We start from the raw sequence: 12,351 nt of genomic DNA, 5'->3' as shown, positions 1-12,351 counted from the left end.
TTTTGGATAGCTGCGGCACGCTCAGCCTCGTGCGGCAAGGGCCTGCAGGTACCGCGCGAAGTCGCCGTAGTTCTTCTCACTCGACCAGTTGCGCTGCCAGTGGCTGAAGCTCGCAGCGGCATAGGCGCGGTACTGCTCCTGGGGGGCGTCGAGCAGCGTCTCGATTCGATCGGCGATGTCCTCCGCCGTCGCGTTCGACGGGAGCAGACCGTCGAACATGCCCCCCGCCACGTCGATGAGCTCGCTGTTGCCTCCCACATCGGTTGCGACGACCGGCAGTCCCTGCGCGAGGGCCTCCATGATCGAGACCGGCACCCCTTCCGACTCTGACACATTCACGAATACGCTGGCGGGGTGCGCTGCGTGCCATGCCCGCACCCCGTCGTTCGACAGGTTTCCTACGAATTCGAAAGACCCCGGGGCTAGCTGTGTCGCTGCCTTCGCTCGCACGGCATCGGCGTGCGAGCCCTCCCCGCCGCCGAGGTGGGTCCAGCGCACCTGCATGCCCCGTCGCTGCAGCTCGGTGATGCCGTCGATGAGCAGCGGGATCCGCTTGACCTCCCTCAGGTAGGCGCAGGTGACGATGTGCCGCTCGTCCCGCGCGGCATTGTGGGGCGCGGCTGCGGGGGTCACTCCGAGATGGCTGGTGTCGATCTTCCCCGCGAAGCGGGGATACCGGGCGCGCAGATAGTCGCGGCCGTGCTCGGATGCGGTGAACACGTGCTCGACCCCCGCGAAGAGCAGCTCGCGCTGCGGGAGGTAGTCGATCGCCTTACGCTCGGAGTAGACATCGTAGCCGTGCGCCCTCGTGACCACGGGAATGCCGGGGCGCCTCAGCCTGCGGCGCAGCTGCAGTGCGCTCCGCGCCGGGGCGTGCATCCAGTAGCTGTAGAAAACGCAGTGCTGCCGCCCTTCGAGCGTCTCGGTCAGCTGCGGGAGCACGCTCTCGATCACCATGCATGAGAAGAGGTCGAGCTTGAAGTCCTCCAGGCACCGGCGCAGGCGGGGGAGGCGACGCAGCGCACGCGCGACCGCTGCAGCCGTGGTCAGGGGGTGACGCAAGCCGAACGCGGCCACCCTCATGAGGTTCGTGGTCTGCGGGTTGAGGGCGGCGGGGGTGAAGAGGAACGTGCCCTCTGGCAGCTCACGCACCTCGCCAGGGTTCTGGTAGGGCGCCACCGGCACGACGACCACTCGGTCGAACGAGTCCGCGAGGAAGCCGATCTCCGCCTCGATGAATTCCTCACCCGGTGTGTAGGGGAAGAGATTCGTGAAGAAGACCAGCGTCCTCTCGGGCTGCTTCGCAGCCCGATCGCCGTGCGCTGCCATGATCGATGCACTCTCCTCACGCTCCGGCCTTGCATGCGCCGTCCTCGGAGGCAACCGGATCTAAAATAGTAATCCATCAGACGGCTTGTGCGCCGAGCGCCGGATCCGACGCCGCCCAGCCGGGACAGGAGGCCCAGTGGAGGCTCGTACCCCGCGACAGGTACTCGGCGCAGCCGCCCGTCTGCTGAACGCGCGACTGCACGGAGACCGCTTCCCCACCATCGCCCCCTCGGGCGGAGACGCGGATCGGGTCTTCATCGGGCCGACGAACTACGCCGGTCAGGCGGACAGCTGGGCGAGGGCGCTCGAGTCCGCCCGCCCGCAGACCCGCGCGACGAGCATGAAAATCCGTTACGGTCAGGATTCCTTCGAGTATCCGGCAGACCAGACGGTTTCGAGCGTCTACAGCAGACTCTCCCGCAGATGGCAGCATCGCCAGCTGCGGGCGCTGCAGGGATACACGGGCCTTCTGCTGGAATCCGCAAGACCGTTCCTGGGCGGGCTGTACGACTCCGACGCGGCACGTCAACTCGAAGAACTGGGACGCACCGGAGTGTCCTGCGCTCTACTCTTCCACGGCAGCGACATCCGAGACCCCGACATCCACGCGCAGAAGGAACGGCACTCTCCGTTCGCAGTCGACCGCGAACTGCGGGACCGATGCCGCGGTATGGCGGATCGCAGCCGCGAACTCATCGAGCGCACCGGTCTCCCCGTCTATGTTTCAACGGTGGGCCTACTGTCCGAAGTCGAGGGATCGAACTGGCTGCCGGTGGTCATCGAGACCGATGTCTGGCAGGCCGGCGATCCGCCGCTCTCGGCGGGCCTCCCCCTACGCGTCGCACATGCCCCGAGCACCGGGATCAAAGGGACGGACCTCATCGAGGAATCCCTCCAACGGCTGCACGCGGACAAGATCATCGACTACCAGGTCGTCCGCGGGATTCCGCACTCCGCCATGCCCGATGTCTACCGGAACACGGACGTCGTGCTCGATTCGTTCAGAACCGGGAACTACGGCGTAGCCGCGTGCGAAGGCCTCGCAGCTGGAAGGATCGTCGTCGCGCACATCTCCGAGGAGGTGCGGCGGAGAACCCGGGAGCTCACCGGGGAGGAACTGCCGATCGTGGAAGCGACGCCGGAATCGCTCGCGGAGGTTCTCCTGGGCATCGTCGAGGACCCGACCCGCGCCCTCGGGATCGCCGCGGCCGGACCGGAATTCGTGCGTCGCTTCCACGGCGGCTCGCGAAGCGGAGCGGTTCTCGCCGAGTGGCTCGATCAGCACACCTCAAGGACACAGTGACCAACTTGTATTGTTGTTCGGAGTTCACATCATGAGGAATTGAGGCTGCGATGAAGACGATCCTGAGCACGCTCAGAGGCCTCTTCCGCGTCCTCCCCCCTGATGCCCGGCCGTTCTACATCTGGTATTCGATCTTCACCGGCCTTCTCGCGATCCTCGACACGGCCGCACTCGCGCTCATCGTGGTCACGGCGACCGCACTGGCGTCGAACAGCCCCCTCTCCCTGCCCTACATCGGAGAGCTCCCGGACACCGCGACGCCGTGGATCGTCGCCCTCATCTGCGTACTCTTCATCGGCAAGAGCGCCTGCGCGATGCTGCTGCACTGGCGCGCCACACGACGATTCGCCCGCTACGAACTCGATCTCGGCACGCGGCTCTTCGACCGCTACGCGCACTCGAGCTGGGAACGGCGTTCCAGGCTCAGCACCGCCGAGGTGACCCGCATCGTCGACGGGTCGATGGGCGCCGCCAACCGGGGCTTCATCCTGCCCCTGTCCCAAGTGCCCGGCAACGCCTTCACGTTCGTAGCGGTGCTGGTGGTGCTCGTGGTCGCTCAGCCCTGGACCGCGCTCATCGCCTTCGTCTATCTCTCGGCGGTGTCGGGAGCGATGCAACTCATCGTCTCGCGCCGCGCGAAAGTCGAGGGGACCCGCGGGCGCAACTATGCGTACCGCGTCGCGACGATCATGACCGAGATGGTCGACGCGCTCAAGGAGGTGACACTGCGCGGCAAACTCGACGAGGCCGGCCGGGTCATCGAGAAGAACCGTGAGATCGTCACGCGCTCGCGCGCGAACATGGCCTTCCTCGGTGTCATCCCGAAGTACGTCTTCGAGGCCACCCTCATCGGAGGCTTCCTGGTCGTCGGCGGATCAGCATATCTTCGCGGAGGGCTCCCGGAGACCGCTGTGGCGATCTCGCTGTTCGCCGCCGCTGGCTTCCGCATGATCCCGGCGATGAACGCCGTGCAGGCGAGTGTCACCAGCGCGTCTGCCAACGAGGTCTACGCGAACGACGTGATCAAGGAACTCACCCGCGACCCGGACTCGGACAGTGTGGAGCGCACCGTTCCAGACACGGCCCTGCTGCCCGAGCGCATGGGGGCGCTCGAACTCCGCGACGTCAGCTTCCGCTATCCGGGCAGCGATCGCGACGTGCTGGATCGACTCAACCTCCGCATTCCCATCGGCTCGACGCTCGCGATCGTGGGTCCGTCGGGAGCCGGCAAGTCGACGCTGATCGACATCCTGCTCGGGCTCAGCACCCCCACCTCGGGTTCGGTCGCCATCGACGGGCTCCCCCTCGACAGCGTGCTGCAGCAGTGGCGTCATCGCGTGGGGTACGTGCCCCAGCGCGTCGCCCTCTTCAACGGGTCGATCGCGCAGAACGTCGCCCTCACCTGGGAGGACGACTACGAGCCGCAGCTCGTGATGCAGGCGCTCGAACGTGCCCAGGTGGCGGAACTCGCCAGCGACCGCGGAATCGAGGAGCCGATCGGTGAGCGGGGCGTCTCGATCTCGGGGGGCCAGCAGCAGCGTCTCGGCATCGCGCGAGCGCTCTACTCCGATCCTCTGGTCATGGTGATGGACGAGGCCACCAGCTCGCTCGACACCGCGACTGAGAACCGCGTCGTCGAATCCATGCACAGCCTGCAGGGCAGCATCACCTTCATCACCGTCGCACATCGCCTCGCCACGATCCGCGAGTACGATCAGGTCTGCTACCTCGACGAGGGCCGAATCCTCGCGAGCGGCACATTCGAGGAGGTCGTCGGACAGCTTCCGGCCTTCAAACGTCAGGCCGAACTGGCCGGGCTACTATAGGAACTCGGTCTCCGCCCCGCTGCCCCCTCTCACACTGGAAGGCCCGTCTTGCGCATCCTCCTCGTCTGCCCGTTCTTCCCGCCCGAGAACAAGATCGCAGCGGTGCGCATCGCGAAGTTCGCCGAGCACTGGGCGCGCGCGGGTCACGAGGTGCGGGTACTCACCCAGCAGTCGTCGGCGACGGGCCTCGCCGAGCCCTCCGATCCTCTGCTGAGCGTTTACCGCGCGGGGGCTCCGCGCGCAGCCCCGTCCGCGTCGACCGCGTCGAAGGCGAGAGCATCGCTCCTCTACCGCTTGGCAAGCGAGGCCTACACGCGCGCGCTCGCGCTGGTGTGGCCGGACCTGTTCAGGAAATGGGGCCGGCAGGCCGTCGCTCTCGCCAAGCGCTGGGAGTGGGCCCCCGACGTGGTGGTGGCCAGCGTCGGGCCGTTCAGCTCGCTCATCGCGGGTTCGCGGCTGGCGCGCCACTTCCGAGCGCCACTCGTCGTCGATTACCGAGATTTGCTGTCGATGAGCACCTACTACCCCTTCGGCAGCCTGCGCCGCAAGATCGATGGGATCGCGGAGAAGCGTCTGGTGAAGAACGCCGTACTGCTCAGCAGCGTCAGCGAACCCCTCGTCGAGGAACTCCGCGAGCGGTACCGCCTTCCGGCTCAGGTCGTCACCAACGGCTTCGATCCAAAGGATTTCGAGCAGCTGCCCTACGACCCAAGCGGCCGGGAGCTGCGCGTCACCTACTGCGGCTGGGTGACCCCCCGGCGCAGCGACCCGCGCCCCTTCCTCGAAGGAGTGCGCAAGCTGCTCGACGCGCACCCCGAGGCGCAGATCGAGGTCGAGTTCTACGGTCCGCCACCGGGACCGGTCTTCAGAGCCTCCGCCGAGCTCGGTCTCGAGAAGGTCGTGCACTATCGAGGCAAGGTCACACACGAGGAGTCGCTCGCCATCCAGGCGAATTCGGATCTGCTCCTCTTACTGCTTTGGAACGATCCCGGCGCTGTCGGGGTGTACACCGGCAAGATCTTCGAGTACATCGGCGCCCGGCGCCCGATCCTGATGACCGGTTACGAGAGCGGGGCCCCCGCCCTGCTCATCCGCGACCACGGTCTCGGTATGACCAGCAACGACCCGGAGCAGATCGCGGAGTATCTCTGGCTGCGCGCGCAGGAGAAGCAGCGCACCGGCCGGGTGTCGGCCCCTGTCGAGAACGAGGCGACCACGCTCTTCACGCGAGAGGCGCAGAGTCGGCTGATGCTCGATGCGATCGAGCGTGCCGTGGTGGGACGCAGCTAGCTCAGCAGCTCCTCGGCACGACGCACCGCCAACTCGGCGGGTCGGCTGATCGCGACCTGATTGCGCGCCCACTTCGCTACCGCGAGTCGGCGATCCCGCGAAGCGGCGTGCCGCACGGTCTCGATCATGCTCTCGGAGACAGCCGCCGGCGTGTACGCGGCGGCCCGCCCGATCGGGGTCCCGTCGACCTCGCTCGCGACGAACTCGACCGCAGGTCCGCTGCCGGCGAAGATCAGCGGCGTCCCGCACGCCGCAGAGGCGTAGAGCTTCGTCGGGAATGCGTAATCGTAGCCGACCTCGGGGCGCTGGCTGGCCAGGGACGCGGTCGATCGCCTGAGGATCTCTGCGAGCTGAGCGGGGGCCACCGAGGGTCGGAAGTCGACCGAGCCCTCGATCCCGATACGTCGGGCCTTCTGCTCCAACTCATCCCTCTCCGAGCCGCCTCCGATGAAGAGCAGCCTCGCCTCCGGGAGTTCGCGGAGCACCTCGGCGAAGGCCTCGACGAAAATGCCGGAGCCGTGCCACTCCGAGCTGGTGCCCGCGTAGACGAACAGCGGATCTTCATCAGATTCCGTCTCACCGGTGAAGTTGAACGCTTCGACGTCAATGCCGTTGCCGATGGTGAGCGCACGATCGCTCGCACCGAGGGCCGCGAGTCGCGCCGTCACGCCATCGGACACCGACAGCACTGCACTCGCACCGCGCAGCGCCCACCGCTCGACGATGCGCACGGCGCGCACCACGAACGCGGCAGACGCGGTCTGCTGGGCGGCGTCCGCCCAGATGTCTGCGGCGTAGTACATGTACGGCACTCGGCGCAGGCCCGCGACGAGGCGCACCACCGCACCCGTCGTAGGTGGCGGTTCGGTAATGATGACGTCGAAGCGCCTGCTGCAGAGCAGCCGGAAGAAGAGCGGGATGTCGAAGCTCAGATACGGGACATACCCGCGCACGTAGCCTGACCGGTTTCTCACGACGGGGAAGCGGCGCACCCGCATCCACGCGGTGCGCTGAGCGAAAGAGGCCGCTTCGCCTCGTCGCTCGCGCGGAATCGTGCTGGTGAAAACGGTGACGTCGTGCCCATGATCGGCGAAGGCCCTTGCTAGCGCTTCAAGCCGGAAGGAAGCAGCGCTCGGCTCCGGGTTGAAGATACGACTGGCAATTGCAACACGCACGCTCCTCCGCGTCTCCTCTCCTGCCGCCCGAGTAACCGAGCTCCATCTTACTCTGCGGCGGCGGCGGGAGCCTCATTCGAGAGCGGCGTCTCGTCCTCGGTACGCGCAGCGTCCTCCGTCTCCGGAGCGGGCTGCTCGTCGAGCTCGGTGGGCGGCTCGGATTCCGTCCCCGGCTCGGTCTCGGGGGATGCGGCGTCGGGCAGCGGTTCGCTCATCAGCAGTCGACCGGCACTCGCCTGCACCTCGGCACCGCGCTGCGCGGTCCACACGATGGAACCGCCCTCGAAGCGCTGGGTGCGCGTGCCGTTCTGCTCGGTCACGGGCCCGAGTGGGAAGCCGAGCGAGCCGTTCGCGCCATAGAGACTGTGATACAGGGCCCGGATATCGCCGCTCACAGCTGCGGCCACGTTCGTACGCGGCGACCAGTACGCGGTCGCACCCTCGAACTCCTGCCGCAGACCGCCCGACTGCGCACGCGCCATGCTCTTCGGGAAACCCATCTCGCTGTTCGCGCCACGAGCAGCGTGATACATCGTGCGGATATCACCGCTCACCGCCGCAGCCGACTTGGTGCGGGGCGACCAATAGGCCGTCGCGCCCTCGAACTCCTGCCGCAGACCACCCGACTGCGACCGCGCAGCCTGCTTCGGGAAGCCCATTTCACTGTTCGCGCCCCGCTCGGCGTGGTACATGGCGCGGATGTCACCGCTCACCGCCGCAGCTCCGGTGCGCGACGACCAGTACGCGGTCGCACCCTCGAACTCCTGCCGCAGACCGCCCGACTGCGCACGCGCCATGCTCTTCGGGAAACCCATCTCGCTGTTCGCGCCGCGAGCAGCGTGATACATCGTGCGGATATCACCGCTCACCGCCGCAGCCGACTTGGTGCGGGGCGACCAATAGGCCGTCGCGCCCTCGAACTCCTGCCGCAGACCACCCGACTGCGTCTTCTCGACACCCTTCGGAAAGCCGAATGCTCCGGCGGGGCCGCCGTTCTGGGTATAGAGGCTCCGGATCGTGCCGGTCGCTGCGGACGCGCCCGTGCGCGCGGTCCAATAGGCCGTGCCGCGCTCGAACTGTTGGACCGCCCCGCCGTGAGCATACCCCTCCCGCCCCATCGGGTATCCGAGCGCACTCCACGCTCCGCCCATCTGGTTGTAGAGGGTTCGGATCGCACCGTTCACCGACCCGATGCCCGCGTAGGGGTTCCAGTAGAGCGTGCCACCCGCGAACTCCTGCATCTTGCCGATGCCGACGTGAGTCGCGGCAGCGAGCGGGCGCCCGTAGAGGCCGCCGACGCCGCCGGCCTCGTTATAGAAGTTCACGAACGTCTCATCGACCGTGATGCCGTGGGTGCTGCCGAACCACGTCGTGTAGAAGTTGTAGAAATTTCGGTTGCCGTAGCTCGAGCACGCATCGCCGGTACCCCAGCCAGCATTGAGCGCCGCCTGGTTCGGGCGGTAGGGAGTGTAGATGTAGAGCGCCGCCGTGGCCCAGTTCTCGATCCAGACATCGGAGGTGCCGCAACCCGCGTTCGGGTGCCACTGGATGCGGTTCGACTGGAACGGCTTGTAGTTGTAGCTGTTGGGGAACGCCTTGTAGATCTTCAGCAGGCGTGCGCCGTTGTAGAGCTGGTTCGGAAAGCCAGCGCGACCGGGATCGCAGTTCGCCGAGCCTCCCGGCCCGCTGTCCGGACAGTAGGCCCCCATCGCGAAGTCGTACTGCCGGAAGGTCGGCCAGGTGTCGGTGACGAGGCTCTGCTCCTTCTCGAGCATCACGAGCAGCACCTTGGGGCTGATACCGCAGGCAGCGCCGACGCGGGCGATGTAGCTCGCCGCGCTCTCGTTCGTGGCGCCGGCCATCGCTCTGCAGTAGGAGTCGGCCGGGCGGGGCGCGGTGGTCCACAGGGAGCCTTTGAGACACGCGCCCGCGATCGTCGTGTTGCCGTAGGGAGCATAGGCCTCGCGGCCGGCATCGCCGATCGTGCAGCGGGGGACTCGCTGGTCGAGGAAGGACTGGATCTGGCCGGCGCTCCATGCGGTGCCGTCGTAGAAGAGCGCGTCGTCGATGATGTTCCCCGCTTCGAAACCCGCCGACGGATTCGCCTGCGCGGGGGTATCCGCGAGACTCGGCACGAGCAGCGACATCACGAAGGCCGCGGCGGCGAACACCGCGATCGATGCTGCGCGCAATCCGCGCCATTTGCTCTGGGCTCGCATCGGTACTCCCTCATCCCGAAGCATCAAAGCCTCAAGTTATTGCTGAACGTTCTGGTTCAGCCTAATCGTGACAGAGGGTTCATGCCAACGGCTGGCCCGCAAGCTCGGCGCGCAACCCGTGCGGGTCTGCCAGAATGGTCAGCATGAACCCTGCCCCCTCAGGCGCCCCGCGCACCGCCAACGACGATGCGTGGGTCGTCATCCCGCTCTACAACGAGGCACAGGTCATCGGAGGGGTGGTTCGGGATCTCCGATCGGTATTCCCGAACGTGGTGTGCATCGACGACGGCTCGCGCGACGGCTCGGGGGCGATCGCCGAGGCGGCAGGAGCGAGCCTGGTGACGCACCCCATCAACCTGGGGCAGGGCGCCGCGCTGCAGACCGGCTTCGAGTACGCGCTCGAGCGCGGCGCACGCTTCGTCGTCACCTTCGACGCCGACGGACAGCATCGGGTGGAAGACGCGGAGGTGATGCTGGAGCGCGCGCGGGCCGAGGATCTCGCCATCGTGTTCGGATCCCGGTTCCTCGACGACCGCACCGACCCGGGTGTGCTCAAGAAGATCGTGCTGAAGACCGCAGTCTGGGTGACCAACCTCACCACGCGCACACGCCTGACCGACGCGCACAACGGGCTGCGCGTGATCCGCGAGGATGCGCTGCGCCGCATCAAGCTGCGTCAGGACCGCATGGCGCACGGCACCGAGATCGTGGTGCAGCTCGGCCGCACGGGCCTGCCCTACGCCGAGCAGCCGGTCGAGGTCATCTACAGCGACTACTCGAAGGCGAAGGGCCAGTCGCTGCTCAACTCGGTCAACATCCTCATCGACCTGATCATCCGTTAGGAGAAGACGATGACGATCTTCCAGCTCCTGCTCATCGCCGCGGTCGTGATCGCCGCCGCACTCGCAGTCAAGTTCCTCCCCGGCGAGCGATCGCTCGCCCTCAAGCGCATCTTCGCGATCCTGTTCGTGATCGTGGCGGCCCTCGCGATCCTGTTCCCGGCAGCCCTCACCGTCGTCGCCAACTTCTTCGGCATCGGTCGCGGCACCGACCTGCTGCTCTACGTCTTCATCATCATGGTGCTGATCTTCGCGGTCGCCACGGTGCGGGCGAAGGCCCGCAGCGACGCCAGGGTCACCGAGCTCGCGCGCGCGGTGGCTCTCATCGAGGCGCGCACGCGCGAGGAACAGCGTTGACGGCCTGGCTGGCGGTGGTGCCGTCACTGCTGCTCGCCACCGCCCTCGTCACCCTGCCCGGCCTGCCGACGGCCTACGCGCTGCGGCTGCGCGGGCTCGGGCTGGTCGCGGGCGGCATCGCAGCCTCCCTCGCGATCATCGCCGTGGCATCGCTCGTCGCACCCTTCGCGGGGGTGCGCTGGGGCCTTCTGCCCGTGCTCGTGTGCGCCGCGGCGCTCGCGGTCGTCGCGCTCGTCGTGCGGCGCTGGCTACCGACCCCCGCGACCGGTCGCCCGTTCTCGCGGGGTCGGCTGCTCGTGGCGCTGCCCGTGCTGCTCGCGGGCGGCATCATCTCAGTCGAGATCGTGCGCGCCATCCAGGCGCCCGAGAACGTCTCGCAGACCTACGACGCCGTGTTCCATCTGAACGCGGCGGCGTTCATCATGCAGACGGGCGACGCCTCGCCGCTCCACATGAACATGGCGGTGCCGCACCAGACCATCGCCGTCTACCCGACCCTGTGGCACTCGATCGTGGCCATCGTGGCGGGCCTCACCGGCACCTCGGTACCCCTCGCGACCAACGCGGTCACCGTCGTCGTCGCCGCGTGGGTGTGGCCCGTCGCAGTGCTCTTCTTCTCAGCTCCATTCCTCGCGGGCCGCCGATCCGGGCTGCTCTTCGCGGGGATCTTCGCCGCGACCTCCTCGGCGTTCCCCTACCTGCTGCTCTCGTGGGGGGTGCTCTATCCCAACGTGCTCGCCAACGCGCTCGTACCCATCGCGCTCGGCTTCACGCACCTCGCGTTGCGGCCACCGCTGCAGACCGACCCCGCGCCCCGAGCCGCGCTCTGGATCGGCGCGTTCGGAGCACTGGGGGCGACCGCGTTCGCGCAGCCCAACGGCGTCTACAGCTACGCCGTGCTCGTACTGCCGCTGATCGTCGCCTACGCCACCCGCATCGGCCGCCGCGGGCTGCCGCTGCGCGCCCGCATGTACCGGTGGTCGGGAGTGCTCGCCACCTTCGCGGTCATCGCCGCGATGTGGATCGTCGTGCAGAACACCGACAGCGAGAAGCGGTACGCCGGCGGGGTGGTGACCGGGATCGTCGGTGCGCTCTCCAACGCGCCGCTGATCCCGGCGAAGGCGTGGTTCGTCTCGCTCTTCGTGCTCGCCGGTGCCGCGCTGCTGCTGCTCTGGAAGCGCCATCGCTGGATCGTGCTGTCGTACGGTCTCACCGTGCTGCTCTACGCGATCGCCATCGGCCTCACCGGCCCGCTGCGCGACGCCTTCACCGTGGCGTGGTACAACGACGCGGCGCGGCTCGCCGCGCTGCTGCCGGTGGCCGCGGTGCCCCTCGCCGCCGTCTCGGCCATGCTGCTCTTCGACGCGCTGCGGCTCGGCCTGGCCCGGCTCCCCTCACCGCTGCCCTCACGGGTCCGAGGCTCGTGGTACCCGCTGATCGCGCTGCTCGCCGTCGCGGCCATCCTCGTGACGGGCGCACGCGGCGCCAACATCGGCAGCCAGATCGGCTGGATGAGCGGGCTCTTCTCGACGAGTCCCCCCGACAAGGACGAGCCGGACATGCTCTCCTCGGATGAACTCGCGCTGCTCGAGCGCCTCGACGGAGAGGTGCCCGAGGGGGCGCGCATCGCGGGTGACCCGTGGAACGGTTCGGCCTATGCGTACGCCTTCTCCGGCCGCGCACTGCTCTTCCCGCACATGGCGGCTCAGTACGACACCGACGCCGCCGCGATCGCTGCCGACCTGCGCAATATGGGCCCCTCGGCCTGCACCTACCTCGACCGGCTCGGCATCGACTACGTGCTCGACTTCGGCGATCCGAACTTCGCGACCTACGCCGCCGAGAACTCGCAGCAGTTCGCGGGCCTGCGCCACGTGTCGCAGAACCCGATCCTGCACGAGGTCGATCGCGAGGGCGAGGCCGCGCTCTACCGCGTGGAGTGCGGCTGACCCGGCCGGGGAGCGTCGGCTTCGAACTCGCCGAGAGAGTTCCGTCGGCCAGCGCTGAACCGGC

At 67.8% G+C, this 12,351-nt stretch carries 9 protein-coding genes; 6 read left to right on the top strand and 3 right to left on the bottom strand.

The genetic code is table 11. The features are described 5' to 3' along the window. Positions 1–21: 21 nt before the first annotated feature. Entirely contained in the window at positions 22–1,329 is a 1,308-nt protein-coding gene (locus tag Leucomu_RS01720; protein ID WP_128386145.1) for a glycosyltransferase, read from the bottom strand. A 136-nt stretch (positions 1,330–1,465) separates the two neighbouring features. Here Leucomu_RS01720 and Leucomu_RS01715 point away from each other — a divergent pair, with 136 nt between their 5' ends. Genes Leucomu_RS01715 through Leucomu_RS01705 form a run of 3 tightly spaced genes read left to right on the top strand, consistent with a single transcriptional unit; the run spans position 1,466 to position 5,748 of the window. Continuing rightward, on the top strand, positions 1,466–2,632 hold the full coding sequence (locus tag Leucomu_RS01715; protein WP_128386144.1) for a glycosyltransferase family protein: 1,167 nt from the start codon (positions 1,466–1,468) through the stop codon (positions 2,630–2,632). Between the two features lie 50 nt (positions 2,633–2,682). After that, a complete protein-coding gene (locus Leucomu_RS01710) occupies positions 2,683–4,458 on the top strand; it encodes an ABC transporter ATP-binding protein (protein WP_128386143.1) in 1,776 nt (591 codons plus the stop codon). A 48-nt stretch (positions 4,459–4,506) separates the two neighbouring features. Then, positions 4,507–5,748 carry a glycosyltransferase gene (locus tag Leucomu_RS01705; RefSeq protein WP_128386142.1) on the top strand — a complete coding sequence of 414 codons (1,242 nt, stop codon included), beginning with the start codon at positions 4,507–4,509 and terminating at the stop codon, positions 5,746–5,748. Here the strand turns inward: Leucomu_RS01705 and Leucomu_RS01700 are convergent. Further along, positions 5,745–6,923, bottom strand: a complete 1,179-nt coding sequence (locus tag Leucomu_RS01700; protein WP_041205414.1) for a glycosyltransferase family 4 protein — start codon at positions 6,921–6,923, stop codon at positions 5,745–5,747. The genes Leucomu_RS01705 and Leucomu_RS01700 overlap by 4 nt on opposite strands. Before the next feature lie 47 nt (positions 6,924–6,970). After that, positions 6,971–9,142, bottom strand: a complete 2,172-nt coding sequence (locus Leucomu_RS01695; RefSeq protein WP_164884489.1) for an LGFP repeat-containing protein — start codon at positions 9,140–9,142, stop codon at positions 6,971–6,973. Positions 9,143–9,285: 143 nt separating this feature from the next. Here Leucomu_RS01695 and Leucomu_RS01690 point away from each other — a divergent pair, with 143 nt between their 5' ends. Genes Leucomu_RS01690 through Leucomu_RS01680 form a run of 3 tightly spaced genes read left to right on the top strand, consistent with a single transcriptional unit; the run spans position 9,286 to position 12,287 of the window. Further along, positions 9,286–9,984 carry a glycosyltransferase family 2 protein gene (locus Leucomu_RS01690; RefSeq protein ID WP_128386140.1) on the top strand — a complete coding sequence of 233 codons (699 nt, stop codon included), beginning with the start codon at positions 9,286–9,288 and terminating at the stop codon, positions 9,982–9,984. Between the two features lie 9 nt (positions 9,985–9,993). Further along, complete coding sequence (locus tag Leucomu_RS01685) at positions 9,994–10,338, top strand: DUF2304 domain-containing protein (RefSeq protein ID WP_017884406.1); 345 nt, start codon at positions 9,994–9,996, stop codon at positions 10,336–10,338. After that, the gene (locus tag Leucomu_RS01680; RefSeq protein WP_128386139.1) at positions 10,335–12,287 is read left to right on the top strand and encodes a DUF6541 family protein; all 1,953 of its coding nucleotides are present in this window, start codon (positions 10,335–10,337) and stop codon (positions 12,285–12,287) included. Before Leucomu_RS01685 ends, Leucomu_RS01680 begins: the two co-directional genes overlap by 4 nt. Positions 12,288–12,351 lie beyond the last annotated feature (64 nt).

The sequence above is a fragment of the Leucobacter muris genome (genome assembly GCF_004028235.1).
GTDB classification, from domain to species: domain Bacteria; phylum Actinomycetota; class Actinomycetes; order Actinomycetales; family Microbacteriaceae; genus Leucobacter; species Leucobacter muris.
The sequence above is the reverse complement of the archived record's forward strand: the minus strand, read 5'-3'. Positions and strand labels throughout refer to the sequence as shown.

What these genes read in the sequence shown, in the direction of transcription:
- Leucomu_RS01710 (WP_128386143.1), top strand. Translation starts at nt 2,683, where the DNA reads ATGAAGACGATCCTGAGCACGCTCAGAGGCCTCTTCCGCGTCCTCCCC.
- Leucomu_RS01720 (WP_128386145.1), bottom strand. Translation starts at nt 1,329, where the DNA reads ATGGCAGCGCACGGCGATCGGGCTGCGAAGCAGCCCGAGAGGACGCTG.
- Leucomu_RS01690 (WP_128386140.1), top strand. Translation starts at nt 9,286, where the DNA reads ATGAACCCTGCCCCCTCAGGCGCCCCGCGCACCGCCAACGACGATGCG.
- Leucomu_RS01685 (WP_017884406.1), top strand. Translation starts at nt 9,994, where the DNA reads ATGACGATCTTCCAGCTCCTGCTCATCGCCGCGGTCGTGATCGCCGCC.
- Leucomu_RS01695 (WP_164884489.1), bottom strand. Translation starts at nt 9,142, where the DNA reads ATGCGAGCCCAGAGCAAATGGCGCGGATTGCGCGCAGCATCGATCGCG.